This is a genomic window from Paenibacillus montanisoli (assembly GCF_003268025.1).
Classification (GTDB): domain Bacteria; phylum Bacillota; class Bacilli; order Paenibacillales; family Paenibacillaceae; genus Paenibacillus_Z; species Paenibacillus_Z montanisoli.
This window is the reverse complement of record NZ_QLUW01000003.1, coordinates 391,935-410,302: the sequence shown is the minus strand read 5'-3', so window position 1 is coordinate 410,302 and position 18,368 is coordinate 391,935. Positions and strand designations below refer to the sequence as shown.

General features: G+C 56.4%; 14 protein-coding genes. 3 read left to right on the top strand and 11 right to left on the bottom strand.

Annotated features, from left to right (window positions below; all coding sequences use genetic code 11):
* Positions 1 to 36: 36 nt before the first annotated feature.
* On the bottom strand, positions 37 to 708 hold the full coding sequence (locus DL346_RS17765; protein ID WP_112883487.1) for a hypothetical protein: 672 nt from the start codon (positions 706 to 708) through the stop codon (positions 37 to 39).
* A 64-nt stretch (positions 709 to 772) separates the two neighbouring features.
* On the bottom strand, positions 773 to 2,455 hold the full coding sequence (locus DL346_RS17760) for an ATP-binding protein (protein WP_240633308.1): 1,683 nt from the start codon (positions 2,453 to 2,455) through the stop codon (positions 773 to 775).
* Between the two features lie 239 nt (positions 2,456 to 2,694).
* On the opposite strand from DL346_RS17760, the gene DL346_RS17755 reads away from it, so the two are divergent.
* On the top strand, positions 2,695 to 3,966 hold the full coding sequence (locus DL346_RS17755; protein ID WP_112883485.1) for a BaiN/RdsA family NAD(P)/FAD-dependent oxidoreductase: 1,272 nt from the start codon (positions 2,695 to 2,697) through the stop codon (positions 3,964 to 3,966).
* 49 nt (positions 3,967 to 4,015) lie between these two features.
* Here the strand turns inward: DL346_RS17755 and DL346_RS17750 are convergent, their stop codons facing one another.
* The 6 genes from DL346_RS17750 to DL346_RS17725 form a co-directional block, all read right to left on the bottom strand.
* A complete protein-coding gene (locus tag DL346_RS17750) occupies positions 4,016 to 6,514 on the bottom strand; it encodes an alpha-mannosidase (protein ID WP_112883484.1) in 2,499 nt (832 codons plus the stop codon).
* Positions 6,515 to 6,544: 30 nt separating this feature from the next.
* Positions 6,545 to 7,522 carry an ROK family protein gene (locus DL346_RS17745; protein WP_112883483.1) on the bottom strand — a complete coding sequence of 326 codons (978 nt, stop codon included), beginning with the start codon at positions 7,520 to 7,522 and terminating at the stop codon, positions 6,545 to 6,547.
* Positions 7,519 to 8,151, bottom strand: coding sequence for a D-sedoheptulose-7-phosphate isomerase (locus DL346_RS17740; RefSeq protein WP_112883482.1), 633 nt, complete (start codon positions 8,149 to 8,151; stop codon positions 7,519 to 7,521). Before DL346_RS17740 ends, DL346_RS17745 begins: the two co-directional genes overlap by 4 nt.
* Positions 8,152 to 8,318: 167 nt before the next feature.
* Positions 8,319 to 9,572 (bottom strand): ROK family protein, encoded by a 1,254-nt coding sequence (locus DL346_RS17735; RefSeq protein ID WP_240633307.1) that lies wholly within the window; start codon positions 9,570 to 9,572, stop codon positions 8,319 to 8,321.
* A 143-nt stretch (positions 9,573 to 9,715) separates the two neighbouring features.
* On the bottom strand, positions 9,716 to 10,117 hold the full coding sequence (locus DL346_RS17730) for a hypothetical protein (RefSeq protein WP_112883480.1): 402 nt from the start codon (positions 10,115 to 10,117) through the stop codon (positions 9,716 to 9,718).
* Positions 10,118 to 10,231: 114 nt separating this feature from the next.
* Positions 10,232 to 11,122 carry a hypothetical protein gene (locus DL346_RS17725; protein ID WP_112883479.1) on the bottom strand — a complete coding sequence of 297 codons (891 nt, stop codon included), beginning with the start codon at positions 11,120 to 11,122 and terminating at the stop codon, positions 10,232 to 10,234.
* Positions 11,123 to 11,190: 68 nt separating this feature from the next.
* Here DL346_RS17725 and DL346_RS17720 point away from each other — a divergent pair, with 68 nt between their 5' ends.
* A complete protein-coding gene (locus tag DL346_RS17720; protein WP_165822557.1) occupies positions 11,191 to 12,183 on the top strand; it encodes a helix-turn-helix domain-containing protein in 993 nt (330 codons plus the stop codon).
* 67 nt (positions 12,184 to 12,250) lie between these two features.
* Here the strand turns inward: DL346_RS17720 and DL346_RS17715 are convergent, their stop codons facing one another.
* The 3 genes from DL346_RS17715 to xylA all read right to left on the bottom strand — a co-directional run bounded on the left by DL346_RS17715 (position 12,251) and on the right by xylA (position 17,035).
* Positions 12,251 to 13,978, bottom strand: coding sequence for a methyl-accepting chemotaxis protein (locus DL346_RS17715; protein ID WP_112883477.1), 1,728 nt, complete (start codon positions 13,976 to 13,978; stop codon positions 12,251 to 12,253).
* A 224-nt stretch (positions 13,979 to 14,202) separates the two neighbouring features.
* Complete coding sequence (gene xylB / locus DL346_RS17710; RefSeq protein ID WP_112883476.1) at positions 14,203 to 15,702, bottom strand: xylulokinase; 1,500 nt, start codon at positions 15,700 to 15,702, stop codon at positions 14,203 to 14,205.
* Positions 15,703 to 15,721: 19 nt separating this feature from the next.
* Complete coding sequence (gene xylA / locus DL346_RS17705) at positions 15,722 to 17,035, bottom strand: xylose isomerase (protein WP_112883475.1); 1,314 nt, start codon at positions 17,033 to 17,035, stop codon at positions 15,722 to 15,724.
* A 168-nt stretch (positions 17,036 to 17,203) separates the two neighbouring features.
* Here xylA and DL346_RS17700 point away from each other — a divergent pair, with 168 nt between their 5' ends.
* Entirely contained in the window at positions 17,204 to 18,367 is a 1,164-nt protein-coding gene (locus tag DL346_RS17700) for an ROK family transcriptional regulator (RefSeq protein ID WP_112883474.1), read from the top strand.
* Position 18,368 lies beyond the last annotated feature (1 nt).

Genomic DNA, 18,368 nt, shown 5'->3' with positions numbered 1-18,368 from the left:
CCCTTCCACGGCTAGTATGCGCGGGCGCCATTAAGCTTATCCGCTGCTCCTGCGAGTCGGCAAGCCGATGCCGAGCAAGGACATCAGGATAAATAGCCACTGCAGCGTCGTTAACCCGAAGGTCAGCATGGGCAGCTCGCCGGGAGGGTAAGGCGCAAACAAGCTGACTACCAATCCTCCGATGCCGGTGCCAAGCAGCGCGAGCGACGCGGTTTCTCCGCTCCCGGCACGGCCAGCGGCGCCGGTGCGAAACAAGACCCCGTACACAGCGGCAAGCAAAATCGCATAAGGGATTCCGTACCACCTATCAGTGATGAGCGTCCATACAATACATGCAGGCAATAAAGCGAATGGCAAGACATCAAGCAGCTTCAACGCCTTGATTCGCCGTTTCCGGGTTGCATAGCCAAGGTAGACGATAGCAAGCAGCATTCCTACCGCCGTATCCGAACCGCTCCCTCGAACGATGATGAGCGCGCTCGGCCGTTCCCACAGCACCTCGGGCTCCCGTAAGAGGAAGGCCAGCTTCCAGCCGATCAAGATCCAGATCATTGCATTTACCGCTAGCTCGAACCAATAACGCTCTTCCTTAAACGGCGAACGAGCCAGCCACAGCTTCAGTATGGCGAGCCCTGCGGCTGCCGACCCAATCGCCGCAAGCATCATGGCATCCAGCCGCAATGGACCGATGGCAATCGGTTCCGTCATGCCCTTACCTCCTTCAAGCGCAGCTTTGCGCGGTTCAGCGCTGGCGATGCGCATCTAAGTCCAGCTATGCGCGGCTTAGCGCTGCGGCGGCTTCATTATAGTTGCGGCTTCGATCGAACCGCACGATGAACGTAGTGCCTACGCATTCCTCGGATTCCACGTGAATCCTTCCGCCGTGACGCTCGATGATGCTGAGACAAAGCGGCAGGCCCAACCCGGTTCCGCGCGTCTTGGTCGTGAAGAACGGCTCGAACAGCCGCTCCAGCTTCTCCTTCGGAATTCCGCTTCCGTTATCGTTCACGCGAAGCTCCACATAATCCTGGAACGCTTCCGTCTGAATGGTCAGGACGCCGTGCTGGTCCATTGCTTCCATCCCGTTGCGCGCCAGGTTGAGAATTAGCTGCTTCATCTCTTTCTCGTTCAGCATGAGCTGCGGAATCCGATCCGCAAGGCGAAGCTCGATCGACTGCCCCCTCAGATTGGCATCGGCCCAAAGCAGCGGCATAATTTCGTTCAAAATATCATGCAAGGAGCAGCTTTCCTTCGCAATAATCCTGTTCTGCGCCAGCGACAGGAAGTCGTTAATAATCGCATTGGCCCGATCCAGCTCGTCCATGACAATGCGGAAATACTCCTGCTGTTCTTCCGGGCTGCGCTCACGCATAAGCTGCACGAAGCCGCGAATGACTGCCATCGGATTGCGAATCTCGTGCGTAATGCTGGCTGCCATCTGGCCGACCAGGCTGAGACGCTCCATTCGGCCAATTTCATCCCGCAGCCGGTTAAGCTCCGTGATGTCGTGGGCGATAAGCGCCGCCCCGATGATTTCGTTATTTTGCATATCGCGCACGCAAATGCCGGAGTTGACATAGATTTTGCCCTGCTCCTGCACATATTCCGTCGTAATGCGATGTCCGTTTAGCGCCTGGTACAGCAGCCTGCCCAGTACGTCCTTCTCTATATGGTCGTACAAAATCGTAAACGGCTGGCCGAGCAGCTCCTGCCTTCGCTTGCCGCCGAATTTATCCCGCAGCAAATGGATGGCCATCTCGTTGATATGCGTAATCGTGCCATGTTGGTCGACGAAAATAACGCCGAGCGGCGTTTCATCGATGAATTGCTGAAGCTTCTGAACCTCAATACGAAATTTATTGGAAATGCCTCGGTAATGGCGAGCGATCGTTTGGCGGCGGATAAAGCTCTCCGAGAAGATGAGAATCATCCAATTGATCATAAAATAGAACAGTTCATGACCTAGCAGGTAATAGATATCGGAAGCAGTCAAGTCAGGCCGCTCGTACCGATAATAGAAGAAAAAGCAGCTAGCGCGAATCAGCATGATGACCGCTGTGGAAGACATGACGATCGCAAGCTTGCGCTTGTGGGAGAATTCGATGAATCCTTTGTGATACTTCAGAATGATTGGCCCAAGGAGCAAGAGCATGCCGCCGATATCGATCCATCCCCAAATGCCGTCCATCATCAGCCATTCGGACGCCATGAAGATTGTCGATAACGAAAGAAACACGCCGATGCCGCCATACAGCGAGCCGAGCAGGAGCGGTGCGTAATGGTAATCCAGATCGAAGCCTTTAAGCTGAATACAAATCCCAAGACCTAGAAGCACGCAGACTCCGCAAATGATAATCAGGAAAATCGGGATATTTTTGCGCGGTTTCGAATAATCGTACCAAACTTGAAAGGCGAATACGGGCAACAGGGCAACCAACACCTGCAGGAGCATCATCTTCCACACAAAAACAAGTCCCACCCTTCCTACTAGAATGCCATATTCTGTATCAGAGAATACCTGTTATCCCGATTAAATCACAGGTTTGGTCATTTTACAATGTATCAAAATGCTAGTTTTCTATAATACTGTCGAGTAGACGCGAATGGATCGGGGTAGTATGATAATTACCGGCAAAACGCGCACAGGTTCGGTAATTTTTTAGCGAAAATTCGCTTATTTAGGAGTCAGGTATAATGAAAGAATATGATGTCATAATCGTAGGCGCAGGTTCCGCCGGATTGATGGCTGCGGTGGCGGCCGGCAAGCAGGGCGAGAGGATTCTGCTGCTCGACAAGGGGGATAAGCTTGGCCGCAAGCTGGGGATTTCCGGCGGCGGACGCTGCAACGTCACCAACAATAAAGAGACGGACGAGCTGATTAAAAACATTCCGGGCAACGGGCGGTTTCTGCACAGCGCATTGAGCAATTTCTCAAACAAACATATTATCGAGTTCTTTGAGGGATTAGGCATCGCGCTCAAGGAAGAGGACAACGGGCGCATGTTTCCGGTATCGGACAAAGCGAAGACGGTTGTCGATGCCTTGGTCGGCCAAGTGAGGCGGTACGGCGTAGAGCTGCTTGTCAATTCGCCCGTCGCCGGCATCCTCTATGACGAAGAGAAGGTGCTGGGCGTGAAGCTGGCTGGCGGCAAGCGAATCGAAAGCAAAACCGTTATCGTCGCGGTCGGCGGCAAATCGGTTCCGCACACCGGTTCGACTGGCGACGGCTACGCTTGGGCGGAAGAGGCCGGCCACACCATTACGCCGCTGTTTCCGACCGAGGTGCCTTTGACCTCCAAGGAGGATTTTATTGCAAAGCGCGAAGTCCAAGGCCTTGCGCTTCGGGATATAACGCTCAGCGTGCTGAACGAGAAAGGCAAGCCGCTCGTCACGCACCGCGGCGACATGCTGTTCACGCACTTCGGCATCTCCGGCCCGATTGCGCTGCGCTGCAGCCAATTCGTCGTGAAGCAGCGGGCCAAAACCCAATCGCCCGTTCAGCTGACGATCGACTTCTTCCCGGACAAGAACGTCGATGAGATCTATAATGAAACAATGCATGCGGCGAAGCTGGAAGCCAAGAAAGCAGTCATAAATGTGCTGAAAGGGTACCTGCCGGACCGGATATTGCCGATTGTGTTCGGCTCGACGATGCTGGACCCGTACGTCACCTACGACAATATTCCTAAGCATGATTGGCGCGAGCTATGCCAGCTGCTGAAGGCTTTTCCGATCAAGGTGAACGGCACATTATCGATCGAGGAGGCTTTCGTCACAGGAGGCGGGGTGAATTTGAAGGAAATCGATCCGAAGACCATGCAATCCAAGTGCAAAAAGGGGCTCTATTTCTGCGGTGAAATTCTTGATATCCACGGCTACACCGGCGGATATAACATCACCGCAGCGTTTTCGACCGGCTATACGGCTGGCAGCCACGCGGCGATGACCGCAACCGGCGGCGAATAATTCAGAAACAGCAAGAGAACCCTCGCAATCAAGCGAGGGTTCTCTTGCATTAGAGGGAGAACTCGATCAAATTCACCTCGAATACGTCACGGTCCGAGTCCGCGGGAATCCGGAACGTCTTGATCTCGCATTTGCCGATCTGCACCGTCCATACCCGGTCCAGCGCAGGAATTTCGATCCGAACATCGCCGGCTCTCCCGCAGGTCTCATAGCATCGCAAAATATACCCGTCGCCGTCCTCGGCAGGCTTGAACGCCGTGACGATGACATGTTCCGCCGACACCCGAACGCCCTCGAACATCTGCGGCAGCGTACCTTGATGATACGTTTCCACGATATAAATCGGCGGAACGTTCAGTTCGCACGCCTTCTTGGATACGTCCGCATCGCGCCAATCGCCCGCGTGGGGAACAAGCATGTACCTGAAGTGCTGTTCCCCTTGATCCATGTATTCGCAATATTCGTCCCGCTCGCCGAAATGGTCGGCGAAGATGGGGCTGCGTACGACCGTCATCCGCAGATCGTTCCCCAGCACGTCGGAGCTGTATTTAGAATCGTTCAGCAGCGTTAGGCCGTACCGCTGCAGACCGCCATTCTCCGGTTCGCCGGAGACGTCGAGCCACCGCTGGCCCGGTTCCTCTTCCCCGTTCACCGGACGCTCGATGTAGCCGTACGGTATTTCGTAGGTCGCCTTCGGATCGCGGACGCGCACGGGGAAGGAAAGCTTCAGCATTTTGTGCTTCTCATGCCAGTCCAGCTTCGCCTTCACTTCGATGCCCGGCTTGTCGCGGTACAGAATGAAATCCTGCCGCAGCACGGACATCCCGTAGCGGCTCGTCACCCGCATGACGGCTCGCAGCGGTCCCGCCTCCAGCAGCTTCACCTGCGCATCGCCGAATCTCGCAATCTCGTTGCGGAACTCGAATACGCCGTGCGCCCAGGTATCGCAGTGATGCTCGTCAATGACGACCGGCACGGCCCCGCTTCCGGTTAAGACGTCAACGCCATGCTTTTTATCATACAGCTTTCGGATATGCCCGGTATGCGGCTCGAACTCGATCCGGTGCCAGTCATTCTCGAGCGCCGCAGGCTCCGCGGTCAACTGATGGACGGGAGCGGCCGCTGCGCCGAGCGCCTTCCGCTTGTAGATCCAGTACACCCGGTAGCCCATCGCCGGGATACGCGCCATGAAGGCGGTATCGTATTTATCGTCTTTGCCGTTCGTCCGCGAGCCGCGCACGATTTGATGCTCCACGACCTCGCCTTGGTCATCGGAGACGCTGGTGACCTGCTTATTCACCTGTATGAGCGTATGAACCTCCCAGGACAACGGATTAAATACGACGACAGGCACGCCGGCATCCTTCTGCTCCCAGAGCACCCAGTCCATGTCCTTGCTGAGCGACCCAATCTCGGGCTTCATCGTATCGATGGACCACGAAATCCGCTGGAGCGCCGCATTGAGCGTCACCGCCGCAATATTCAACGATTCGCCGTACGATTCCCGCGCGTCCGTGAACGCTTCCCGGATGGAGCAGCCGCCCATAATGTCATGGAACTGGTTGAACATAACGTTCTTCCAGCCCCGCTGGATCTCTTCGCTTGAATAAGCATAGCCGGTCAACAAATGAGAGAGCGTACCGAATGTCTCGGCGGCGAGCAGCCGGTGCTCCGCCTTGCGGTTCAGCGCCTTCGACTCCGAGTGCGTGGAGTAGCAGCCGCTGGCATGGTGCTGCAGATCGTTCTCGTAGACCGGAAACTGCTGGCCGCTTTCACGCATTTCATCAAAATAAGCATTCGGCGAGCTGAACCGGAACCGCCCGCTTCCGAGCTCCGCCTGCAGCTTGCGGATCGACCGGATATTCGCGATCGTCGGGCCGCCGCCGTGATTCCCGACCCCGTAGAAGCCCATAAAGCTATGCTCATGTTGCTCCGCCAGCGCCATGCCCTCTAACGCTTTACCGTAAACCTTATCCTCAAGCTTCGTAGCAGTCGAGTTGTTGTAGCTGATCGGAATGCGGAACGTAAGTACTTCGCTGCCATCAAGGCTCCTCCACCGAAACAAGCTCCGGTCCATATGCTGCTCGTGCTCCCCGGGACGCATATAGACGTAAGCGTCCATGCCGCTTTTTTTTAAAATTTGCGGCAGCATGCCGTGATGGCCGAAGGAATCCACGTTATAGCCGACCTTTGCCGTGACGCCGAGTTTCTCCCGAAAATACCGCTGGCTGTACAAGCCATGCCGCACAAACGATTCTCCGGAAGGCAGGTTGCAGTCCGGCTGAATCCACCAGCCTCCGACGATGACCCAGCGTCCTTCGCGTACGCGGCCGCGGATCTCTTCAAACATGTCGGGCGCATTCTGTTCAATCCACTCGTAGTAGGCGGCACCGGCGCATGTGAAGATAAAATCCGGAAACTCCTTCTTCCGGTCGAGCGCCGATCGGAACGTTGCCTTGATTTCCGCATACCCTTCCTGCCATTGCCACAGCCATACCGGGTCCAAATGGGCATTGCCGATCATATGCAGACGAATGTCGTTACGCATCGCTACCATCCCTCTTCCCCATGAGTTTGTTTATTGACCGGCAACCAGATTGCCGGCGACGGAGAGCGCGGCGTAATCGCCGACCTGTTCGCCAAGCCCGGCAGGCACAATGGCGCAAGCAGCCAGCGATCCGCCGAGCGCCTCCTTGCGCAGCTCCTCCATCATTACGGGTTGAAGCAGCTCTTGCTGCCTTCCGTAAATGCTCCCGATCACGATCCGCTGCGGATTAAGTATATCGATCAGCATGGCGGCGCCTCGTCCAAGCATCCGGCCGACCTCCCGGAAAATACGCACCGCATCGGGGTCTCCCTGCCGCGCCGCTTCCGCGACGTCCTTGGTCGTAATGCTGTCGCACTCGCCGCGATAGAAGGACGGCAGCTTCCCGCCTGCTTCGAGCCGCTCCGCCGCGACTCGCTGCGCGAGCCTCGCGATTCCCGCTCCGCTGCAGAAGCCTTCGAACGATCCGGCTTTCCCATACCCTGCCGGCCCGTCTTCTGCCAGACGGACATGCCCGACCTCGCCGGCGTTGTCGTTCGTCCCGGCGTAGAGGCGGCCGTCCAGAATGAGCCCCGCGCCCATGCCCGTACCAAACGTCAGAAAAACCATGTTGCGCGTCCCTCGGCCAGCGCCCCACTTCCATTCTGCGAGCGCGCATGCGTTGGCATCGTTTTGCAAGCCGACCGGAACGCCGAAGCGCCGCTTGAACGGCGATACGACATCGATTCGGTCCCATTCCGGCAAATTCGGCGGCGACAGAATCAAGCCCCGCCCGCTGTCCAGCGGTCCCCCGCAGCTGATGCCGATGGCAGTCAGCCGGGCCTTCTCCGCAGGATGCCCTTTCAGCAGCAGCTCCAGCTCCGTGCCAAGCCGCTCGATGGCGGCTTCAGGCTCCGGCGGGGTAGGAAATGAAATCTTATCGATCAGTTCAATCTTGTCGCCGATCGAGCGTCCGATCGTCGCCGCGCATTTCGTTCCGCCAATATCGAGGCCGGCAAACGTCAGCTTCATCCGAAGAACGCCTCCTCCAGCATGATGCAGAGCGTATGGTAAATCGGCAGGTGCCGCTCCTGAATAGCTGGCGTCCCTTCACCGGGCACCGCTATCGTGCAGTCGCAAAGCGCTTTCATTTGTCCGCCTGCGCCGCCGGTCAAACCGATGCTGACCATCCCTTTCGCTTTGGCCACTTGAAGCGCGCGCAAGATGTTGCGGGAATTGCCGGAGGTGCTGATCGCGATCAACGCATCGCCGGGTCGGCCGTAGCCGTATACCTGCTGCGCAAAGACGAGCTCGGCGGACACATCGTTCGCGAACGCCGTCATGAGCGCGCCGTGGCTGACGAGCGAAATAGCGGGCAAAGCGCCTTGCAGGCCGCTGCACAGCGCTTCCCCTTCATCCGGGAACAACTGCAGGACGGTATCCCGGAACGGCTGCGGAACCGGACGCGGCAGCATGAACCCTTTCATCAATTCGCCGACGATATGCTCACTGTCGGACGCGCTGCCGCCATTGCCGGCGACCAGAACCTGACCGCCTTGCCTGTAGCAGGCCTCGAGCAGCTCGAAGCTGCGCCGGATGTCGTCGAGACAAACCGCCAGCTCAGGATACTTGCTGTGGAGCGCATGCAGATGCTGATTCATAATCCATCGGCTCCTTTCGGTGAAGAACGTATTTGTCTAACTTATTAATATGGTATTAAAAAGTGGCGACTATAGTTTACATACTACAGTCGATTCCAGAAAACCGTCAATAATATTTCGCCGACTTTTCAATATTAATTTAAGAATCGAACAAGCAAAGAGCCGCCTTATTCCTGCAGCAGCAGCGGCGGCTCCGATTCAGCCCATTCACTTACGTCTTTGCCGAAGAAATGCTCCAGCACCAGCGTACCCGCGCCGATTGCCCCTCCGAGCATGCCAAGCTCCGCTTTATGAATGCGGACCTTGTCGGCGAAGGCGGCGAAGATCCGGTTCATGGCGATGTCCCTCGTTTGCTCGACATACGGTTGGTAACCGTGCGCAAGCGTTCCTCCGATAATGACGATCTCCGGCATCAGCAAATGAATGACGTTGCCGAGCGCAATGCCGACATAGCGTGCCGATTCCAACAGAAGCTGATTTGACAAGGGGTCTCCGGATTTCGCTTCCTGCAGAATCGTATAGATCGATACGGAGTTCTCATCCGCAAGATAACGTTCCCGGAATGTCGTTTCCGCGCCGCGTCGGATTTCCTCCCCTGCCCGCCGTTCGATCGCGATACCTGACGCGACGGCCTCCAGGCAGCCGTAATTCCCGCAATTGCAGCGGGGACCATCGAGATGAATCGTGCCATGCCCTACCTCGCCGGCGCCGTAGGGAGAGCCGTGATGCAGCTTGCCCCCAAGAATCATGCCGCTTCCGATGCCGATATCGGCATCGAGATAGAATACGTTCTGCTTCCCTTGCGCGGCGCCGTGCCAATATTCCCCGAGGGCAATCAGGTCTGCGTCTTTCTCGATAAAGGTCTCGATGCCAAAATGGTCCGCGATCCGCCGCTTCAGCGGAACGCCCGCAAGCCCCTGCATGTTCGGCGGCGACAGCACGATGCCTTCGAACGGATCAAGCGGCCCTGGGATCGCCATCCCGATGCCGAGTATGCGGCTCCGCTCCACCTCGGACGATCGGATCGCTTCCTCGATACAGCCGATCAGCTGCCCTACGATCGCATCCGATTGCAGCGTATCCGGATCCGTCTCGGTCTCGAAGCGGGCTTTTACGCTGCCTTCAAGATTAAGGACGGCAACATGAATGCGGGAAACGCTGAGGTGCAGCCCGATGGCGTAGAAACGGTCTTCCTTTAATTTATAAAGCAGCGGCTTGCGGCCGCCGCTGGATTCGTCGTAGCCGACCTCGCCGATCAAGCGGCAGGAAACGAGCTCGTCGATCATATTTTTGACCGCCGTGAAGCTGAGGCGCGTATGTCCGGCAATGTCTGCCCTCGAGGCTTGCCCCTGCTTGCGGATATATTGAAGCGCCGCGGTCCGGTTCATGCTCTTGACCGTTCGGTTGTTCGCGCCCCTCATCGAATGCACTGCCATCCGCTCCTTGCCAATTGCTAGATATCGGCATTATAGCATAAATGACGCTCCGTCACGCTCCGCGCACAGCAAAAAAGCCGACCGGCATTGGCTTACCGATCGGCTTTTCAAGCGCAAATACAAATCGCTTACGTATGCACGTCTCCCGAGAAATAACCGTACGACCCGTCATCCGGGATAAAGCTGTCTTCCTGCGGGGCATCGTCATCCCAGTTCCGAAGTCCGCTCTGCGCTTCCTCTTGCGCGATTAAATCTTCGTTGACGACATGCGCCGGAATCGTAATGCTGTCCATATTGTAGGCATTATTCGTGAGCTCGATATCCGGAATGGAGGATTGTACAGCGAGCTGGCCGCCATGGGCTTGAGCGATTTCCAAAGCAGAGGTGAGATCGCTGCCTCTCATGTGAATATGGACGCCGGCATCCTGCTGGATGACAGGATCGTAACCAAGCTCCCGCAGCGTACTGCACGCCAGCGAGGCGGAATTGTTGTCACCGAATTGAAAAAATAATGCAGTATCGTTCTGCATCGATCAGGCACATCCTTCTCAGACTTCAAAATGATCCATCTCCCAATTAGAGTGCCCAATTCGCGCCAAGCCATTCCTGAGTTTCCCATTCCGTTTCAGATCGCATAAAAATCATTAGGCCGCTCGGCGAATGCGCCATTTACGCCAATCAATCGGATGTACCGAATCGAAGCCCGGAAGCGGCTCCTCCCCATCGATCACAAGCTGCGGATGATCGCCTTCGGCCATCCGGTTCAATACAGACCAATACGACAAGTCCCCCATGCCCAGCATCGGCAGCGCTGCCGACACTTTGCCGAACAGCTTGTCCGGGGTCATGGCCTGTTCCGCAGCGAGCGCCCGCAGGGTTTCCCGCTCCACGACGCCCAATCCGTCCGCTGCGAAGGCAGGCAAACGCTCCAGTTCGAAGCGCAGCGCAGCAGCCATGACGGGAAGGACTGAGCCATCCTCGCGAAGCCATGCTTCGATCGCCGATGCGCTCCCGTCCGCGTAAGCCGCCCAAGCCCTGGCTCCGGCCGCTAGCTCCTTCTCGCTAACCGGCTTGCGCTGCGGCCACAATCCGGTCAGCTGCTCCGGCGTCAGCTGACCGAGCCCGCGGAAATCCGGGACGCCTTCGACCGTCTCGGCAATGACCCAGGAGAGCTTCAGAGGCGCCGTTTTTTCCGCTGGCCGATTCAAGCTCCACAACCGATATAGCAGTGCAGCCAGCATGGACTGGTCGAATAAATCGTATTCGAACCAAAGCATAAGCTCCTCGCCGGCCGCAGCGCCTTGAACCAGCTCGGCGTGCTGCTCGCGGCACTGCGCGATGTACCGTGCCATCGGGACGCCGAACTCCCGCTCAAACCAAGCGGCGCGTGCTTCGGCTTCTTCCGCCTCCCACCACCTCAACGGCCTGGGCCCATCAATCCAGCTTTCCCGCCAGGGGATAACGCGATGCGATGCCGCAAAGCTGCACCTCCGAAGCAATTCAGCAGCCGCATCGCCGTTTGTGATAAGTTTCATGACATCCATTCCCTTCCATAATGTTTACTGCTATAATGGACAAACAACAAGAGCAGGGGTGCATGAACGTGGAGGAATTATTTTTTTATTATACCGACGCCATTATGATCATCCGGCAGCAACAAGACAAGCGTACCATAACCAGAATCAACCGTGCATTCACCAATGTATCCGGATTTTCGTCCGAACAACTGGTCGGCCGCAATTTGGCTGACTTGTCCAGCCTTTATCCATGCGAGCTCTGGGAGCTGATCGACAGGCTGTGCAGTTCGATAACAGACAATCAGTTCACCGTCAATGCCGAGCGTAAACTAACCGTATACGAGAATAAACCGATTTACGCCGAGCTCTATGTAACGCGCATCAATCAATCGGAAGGCATGAAATACACGGTCACGCTGCATGACCGAACAGAGTATAAGTGGATCGAACGTGCGGATAAGAAGAGCATTTTGAGCTCCGCGATTTTTACGAGCACCGGATTGATGAAATCACTGCGTTATTACCATGCGGAGCCTCCCTTCGATAGAAGCCGGCTTTCATTATTGAACCGGAGGGAAATGCTGGCCCAAGAGGATTACGACCGCGTCCGCGGTTTCATGCTTTCGCTACGAGATTCGCAGGAATCCGGTCAAATCACGTTTGCGCTGCAAATCCTTGAACATAAATTCCAGACAACGATCCTGGCCAAACCGTTTTACCATGTCGACGGCTGCTTCAAGTGCTATGCGGTTCTGGTCCTTTCCATGATCCCGATGCACGGATCCAAGTATAAGGTCGCAATCGAGAAGAAATCCTTAAGCGACAACACGGAACTAATAGAAACAAGCCCGGAAGGAATCGGCAATTTTTCAGCCCAAGAGGCAGATCCCGCCTACAAGCTGCGGCTGTTAATGCTTGAGAATAACGTGTCCGTCACCCAGCTGGCCGAGCGAACGCAAATCTCATTAACGACCATTTCCAATATCCGCAACGGCAAAATCAGAAAGCCCCAGCGCCTGACGGCCCATCTGATTGCAACCGAGCTGGGCGTCTCGCCGGAAGAAATTTGGGGCGATTAGCCGATAGAAGAAGAACCTTCAATCCCGCTGATTCAGTGGAGTTGAAGGTTCTTTTCGCTTGTTCTTCTTATAGTTTAAACTTCGCCGTCAATTCATTCATTTCAATCGCAATATCGCTGAGCGATCGTGAGGAGACCGCGATCTGCTCCGCAGATGCCGTCTGCTCCTCCGTCGTGGCTGCAACGGTCGTTGCAGTCTCGGAGCTGCTGCGGGCGATGTCCTGCAGGCGCTCCATCGCGCTGATGACTTGCTCGGAGCCGGCTGCCATCTCCTCGGATGCCGCCGCCACTTCCTGCACCTGGCCCGTTACCCGCTCCGAGGCGGCTGCAATGCCGGCGAAGGAAATGCCCGCTTCGCGAACGCTGCGCAGGCCAGCTTCGACTTCCGCGGAGCTTGCTCGCATCGTGTCGACAACGACGAGCGTGTCGCCCGTCACCTGCTCGATGACTTGCTCAATCTCTTCAATCGCCGAGCTCGTTTGCAGCGCCAGCTTCCGCACTTCGTCCGCTACGACCGCGAAGCCGCGGCCGTGCTCGCCGGCCCGCGCCGCTTCGATCGCGGCATTCAAGGCCAACAGGTTCGTATGCTTCGAAACTTCGCCGATCAGCTTCGATATCCCCCCGATGTTGCGCGTGTGCATCTCCAGCCGATTCACCTGCTCGGCAGCTTGCTGAACCGTCTCATGAATCGCCGCCATCCGTTCCATCGCATGCGTTACCGCCTCGTGACCGACAGCGGCCTGACGGCTTGCATCGGCCGAAAGGCTGGCGACCAGCGAGGTGGATTCGGCGATCCGGTTAATCCCGTCTCCGAGATCCTTCGTCGTCTTGCTTACTTCCTCAAAGCGCTGCAGGGTCAGTTCCGTGCCGGCCGCCATCTCGGCAACCGATTCGGCAGCTTGCTGCGAGGAGCCCGCATTCTGCTCCGAAATCGCCAGCATCTGCTGGGAGGAAGAGGCGATGCCGGCTGCCGCTTCTTGTACGCCCTGCATAGCGGTGCGCAGCTGCATGATCATGCCGGAAAGAGAAGCGAATAGCGCGCCGATCTCGTCCTTATTGCGGATCTTCGGCATGTCGGCCACCAGATTGCCGCTAGCCACCTGGTTCAAAACCTCGGCTGCCTGCTTGATCGGTTTCGAAATCGTCCGGCGTACGTACCAGGTCAGCAGAATAACCAAAACCGCGCCTGCCGCGAGCGCGGTCTGGCTCATTTGCTGCGCGCGCTTATTCATGCTGAAGCTCTGTTCCTTCGCTTCTTCTGCACCGCTATGATCGTTGCGCACAAGATAATCGATGCTGCTTTGAATCGCGTCGAAGGCATGCTCGGAATCCTTCATGAGCGAAGAGATTTCATCCGTGCTGTACTTCTTTTTCGCATTCGCGGAAACCTTTGCGTAGAGGTCCTGATAGCTCTTCCAAGCTTCCTCCAGGTTCTTAATCAGCTCTTGATTAGTCTGCACATCCGACATATTTGCTTTATAGGTCGCGAGACTGTCGTTCACTTTCGTGATGGTTGTCTCGGTATCCGACATATATTGCTCTTTCAGATTCTCGTTTTGCTCAATCAAAATCTTGTATTGCAGGGTAAGCACATGATCCGCCATGTAGTTGATGTTGTTGATCGTCTCCAAGCCGACAAGCCATTTGTCCGCAATCAGCTTCGTGTTATCGTTGATTCGGCTCATCTGCAGGGCACTGAATCCGCCGCTCACGACCAGCAATAGCAGAACGCTGATAAACGATACCATCAACTTGGCTCCTACTGTCCATCTAAACTTGCCGTTCTTCTTCCCCATGTGATCTCCGCCTCTGCGCTAGATAGAATCATGTATGTATAGCTGCATAACAATTCCAGTATACTTGGAAAGTTAGCGCTTTAAAAATCACATTTTTCTACATTTTTCGACATGCGGAATTCGTATCTGACATCGTGTCACCGAACAAATCATAAATCCGTGCAACGAAAAAAAACCGCTCCTCTCGCTAGGAAAGAAGCGGTTCATAAGCCAATGCTCCAAATCTAATTCCGGTACGCTTGCAGCCCTTCATTCAAGCTGCGGGTTTGACTGTAAACCTTTTGATAAATCCGGAACAAGCCCGCATAAGCATCGACAGCGGCCGGATCCGGACGATAAACCGAAGCCCGTTTCACGAACAGTTCAGCGCAGGCCTCCAGGCTCTCGAACCAGCCGCAGCCGAATGCGGCGAGCATCGCCGCGCCAAGTCCCGGTCCTTGCTCGTTCTCCAGGGAGACGACATCCGCATTGAAGATATCCGCCTGCATCTGCAGCCAAACCGGATTTTGCGCGCCGCCGCCGATGGAGATAATCGTATCGACCGTCTTGCCGGCCTGCCGGAACAGATCAACGGATTCGTTGAGCGAGAACGTAATGCCTTCCATCACCGCGCGGGCAAAATGAATCCGCTCATGCGAGCCGTCGATGCCGATGAAGCTGCCGCGAATGACCGAATCGGCATGCGGCGTACGCTCTCCGACCAGGTACGGCGTAAACAGCAGTCCGTTCGCGCCGGGCTTCACGCTGCCAATGCCGTCCAGCAGCTCATTAAACGATTCGCCCTTGGCAAACGTATTCTTAAACCAGCTGAGGCTGTAGCCTGCCGCAAGCGTTACGCCCATTGCGTAAAACGCGTCCGCCTTGCCATGGTTGAAGAAGTGCACCTTGCCGCGGAAATCGTTGCCGCTGTCTTTCTCGTACGACAGAATAACGCCGGAGGTGCCGATGCTGCACATCGTCAGTCCTTCCTGCAAAATACCGGAGCCGATGGCACCGCACGCATTGTCGGCGCCGCCCGCGAACACCTTCGTGCTCGCGGAAAGGCCTGCTGCTTGCGCCTGTTCCGGCAGCAGCGTGCCGGTCAGCTCATGCGACTCGACGAGAGGCGGCGCGAAGGATGCGGGCAGGCCTACCGCTTCGAGCACCTCGCTGCTCCAGCATTTATTCGCGACATCGAGCAGCAGCGTGCCGGCCGCGTCCGAATAATCCATGTGAAGCGCACCGGTCAGCCGGTAACGGACATAATCCTTCGGCAGCAGAAACGATACCGCTTGCGCGAACACTTCCGCCTCGTGCTTGCGCACCCATAGGATCTTCGGCAGCGTGAAGCCTTCCAGCGCCGGGTTGCGCGTCACGGTCAGCAGCCGCTCCTGGCCGACAAGCGCTTCGATCTCGCGGCATTCCGCGGTTGTGCGCGTATCGTTCCACAGAATCGCTCTGCGCACCGGCTCGCCGGCCGCGTTCAGCAGCACAAGGCCGTGCATTTGGCCGGAGAAGCTGATGCCTTCGATGGCATCGGCCGGTACGCCGGACTGCTCGACCAGCTCGCGCAGCGCGCCGATCGTACCGGTTACCCAGTCCTCCGGCTCCTGCTCGCTCCAGCCGGAATGCTCATGATACAGCTTATAATCGCGCGAAGCTTCGGCCGCTACCGTACCGTTGCGGTCCAGCAGCAGCGCTTTGACCGCGCTTGTGCCAAGGTCAATACCGATTACATAGGACATGCGGGATTGGCCTCCTCTTTTATACGCTGTAGATAACTTCGTTCAGTACCAATTTGATCCGCTCCAGGCGGCCGGACTCATTCTTGATGACGTTGTTTTGCAGCGCGTATTGCTCAAGCGATTGCAGCGTAGCGCGGCCAGCGACGATTTCGGCGCCGATGCCGTCTTTGAAGCTGCGGTAGCGGTTGTCGATGATGTTGTCGATAATTTTCTCTTCGATCAGTTTCGCAGCCGCTTTAAGACCCCAAGCGTACGAATCCATGCCTGCGATATGAGCAAGGAACAGATCCGCATCCTCGAAGGAGCTCCGGCGGACTTTCGCGTCGAAGTTTACGCCGCCGGTGCCAAGGCCGCCTGCTTTAAGCACTTCGAACATCGTAAGAGTCGTAGCGACAAGGTCTGTCGGGAATTCGTCGGTATCCCAGCCCAGCAGCAGGTCGCCTTGGTTCGCGTCAAGCGAGCCAAGCATGCCGTTGATCGCAGCCGTGCGGATTTCGTGCTCGAACGTGTGGCCGGCAAGCGTCGCATGGTTCGCTTCCAGGTTAAGCTTGAAGTATTCTTTCAAATTATATTTTTGCAGGAATGCAATCGTAGTCGCCGCGTCGAAGTCGTATTGGTGCTTCGTTGGCTCTTTCGGCTTAGGCTCGATCAGGAATTGAGCGCCGAATCCGATTTCTTTGGCATACGCAACACCCATGTGAAGCAAGCGAGCCAAGTTATCGAGTTCAAATCCCATGTCTGTGTTCAGCAGCGTTTCGTAGCCTTCTCGGCCGCCCCAGAATACATAGTTCTCCGCGCCAAGACGCTTGCCCACTTCAAGGCTTTTCTTCAATTGTGCGCCGGCATAAGCGAATACATCCGCGTTGCACGTCGTGCCTGCGCCGTGAACGAAGCGCGGGTTCGTGAACATGTTCGCCGTATTCCACAGCAGCTTCGCGCCGGAAGCTTTCATGTTCTCTTCCAGCATATCCACGATTACGTCCAGGTTCTTGTTCGTTTCCGCCAGATCAGCGCCTTCCGGTGCGATATCGCGGTCATGGAAGCAGTAGTACGGAATGCCGATCTTGCTCAGGAACTCGAAGTTCGCTTCGACGCGCGCTTTCGCCTGATCCATCGCATCGGCGTAATCCCAGCCGCGAACCGCAGTGCCGACGCCGAACGGATCGGAGCCTGCGCCTGTGAACGTATGCCAGTAAGCGACTGCGAAGCGCATATGCTCTTCCATCGTTTTGCCGAGTACAACCTCGTTAGGATTGTAGTGTTTAAATGCAAGCGGATTGTCCGAGCCTTTGCCTTCGTATTGGATCTTGCCGATATTCTGGAAATATGCCATTATGATTGCCTCCTAAATTTGATGTAAACGTTCTTATGGCTATATTCTAGCATCACAAAACTTTGTTTGTCTACTAAACAAAGTAAGTTTTTTTTAACAGGTGCAACTTCGATAGTCTCGTGGTAAAATCGTACCCAAATCATTCGCGGAGCGGATTCGGGGGACATTATGGCTACTAAGAAGACCGGAGATTTGGCGCTTGTCAAAAAAATAAATACATCTATTGTGCTGGAGGCGGTGCTTCGGCACGCGCCTCTCTCTCGCGCGCAAATATCGGAGCGGACCGGACTGAATAAGGCGACGGTATCGAGTCTGGTACAGGATTTAATCGACCGACACCTCGTGCTGGACATCGGTCAGGGCGAATCGAGCGGCGGGCGCAAGCCGTTCCTGCTCGTGTTTCATGCCAGAGCGGGCTATGCTATCGGTATCGATTTGGGGGTAAACTATATCCGCGGCATTCTGACGGATCTCGAAGGCGTAGTGATCGAGGAGCGCGAGCGGCCATTAAACCGGCATGAATCGGATATTGTTCTCGAACAGCTGACAGCGTGCATTCAAGAGCTTAAGGATGCGATGCCGGAGAGCCCGTACGGCCTGGTCGGCATCGGCGTCGGCGTGCCCGGCATCGTGAACGGCGAAGGGACGATTCTGTTCGCGCCGAATTTGTCGTGGTCGCACATCCCGCTGCGCGGCATCCTGGAAGAGCGCTTCGGCGTACCGGCTACGATCGACAACGAAGCGAATGCCGGCGCTCAAGGGGAGCAGAAATACGGCGCCGGACGCGGCATCGCCAATCAGATTTACGTCAGCGTCGGCATCGGGATCGGTACGGGGATTATTTTGAATAAGGAGCTGTATAAAGGGGCAGCCGGCTTCTCGGGCGAGCTTGGCCATCTCTCCATCGAGGCGGAGGGCCGGCCGTGCCGCTGCGGCAACTTCGGCTGCTGGGAGCTGTACGCATCCGAGAACGCGCTGCTCGAGCAGGCTGCGCAGCTGGGCTACGGTGATTTGGATGCGCTTATCGGCGCGGCCGAGCAAGGGGATGAAGAGGTCATCGCCTTGTTTCACCGTATTGGAGAGTGTTTGGGCACGGGAATCGCGAATATCGTCAACGTATTCAATCCCGATGTAGTCATCATCGGCAACCGGATGCGCCGCGCGGAGCCATGGATCCGCGCGGCCGTCGACGCGACGGTCGGCAGCCGCGCCCTCGCCCTGCACCGCGAAAGGTTCCGCCTTCTCTATGCGGAGCTGGGGGACAAGTCGGCGGTGCGGGGCGCGGCGCATTACGCCATTTCCGCGTTTCACGACAAGATGAAGGACGCTTAAA

Bases quoted from the DNA above. Each gene is read 5' to 3' on its own strand.
- DL346_RS17765 (WP_112883487.1), bottom strand. From the start codon at position 708: ATGACGGAACCGATTGCCATCGGTCCATTGCGGCTGGATGCCATGATG.
- DL346_RS17760 (WP_240633308.1), bottom strand. From the start codon at position 2,455: ATGATGCTCCTGCAGGTGTTGGTTGCCCTGTTGCCCGTATTCGCCTTT.
- DL346_RS17755 (WP_112883485.1), top strand. From the start codon at position 2,695: ATGAAAGAATATGATGTCATAATCGTAGGCGCAGGTTCCGCCGGATTG.
- DL346_RS17750 (WP_112883484.1), bottom strand. From the start codon at position 6,514: ATGCGTAACGACATTCGTCTGCATATGATCGGCAATGCCCATTTGGAC.
- DL346_RS17745 (WP_112883483.1), bottom strand. From the start codon at position 7,522: ATGAAGCTGACGTTTGCCGGCCTCGATATTGGCGGAACGAAATGCGCG.
- DL346_RS17740 (WP_112883482.1), bottom strand. From the start codon at position 8,151: ATGAATCAGCATCTGCATGCGCTCCACAGCAAGTATCCTGAGCTGGCG.
- DL346_RS17735 (WP_240633307.1), bottom strand. From the start codon at position 9,572: ATGAGGGGCGCGAACAACCGAACGGTCAAGAGCATGAACCGGACCGCG.
- DL346_RS17730 (WP_112883480.1), bottom strand. From the start codon at position 10,117: ATGCAGAACGATACTGCATTATTTTTTCAATTCGGTGACAACAATTCC.
- DL346_RS17725 (WP_112883479.1), bottom strand. From the start codon at position 11,122: ATGAAACTTATCACAAACGGCGATGCGGCTGCTGAATTGCTTCGGAGG.
- DL346_RS17715 (WP_112883477.1), bottom strand. From the start codon at position 13,978: ATGGGGAAGAAGAACGGCAAGTTTAGATGGACAGTAGGAGCCAAGTTG.
- xylB (WP_112883476.1), bottom strand. From the start codon at position 15,702: ATGTCCTATGTAATCGGTATTGACCTTGGCACAAGCGCGGTCAAAGCG.
- xylA (WP_112883475.1), bottom strand. From the start codon at position 17,035: ATGGCATATTTCCAGAATATCGGCAAGATCCAATACGAAGGCAAAGGC.
- DL346_RS17700 (WP_112883474.1), top strand. From the start codon at position 17,204: ATGGCTACTAAGAAGACCGGAGATTTGGCGCTTGTCAAAAAAATAAAT.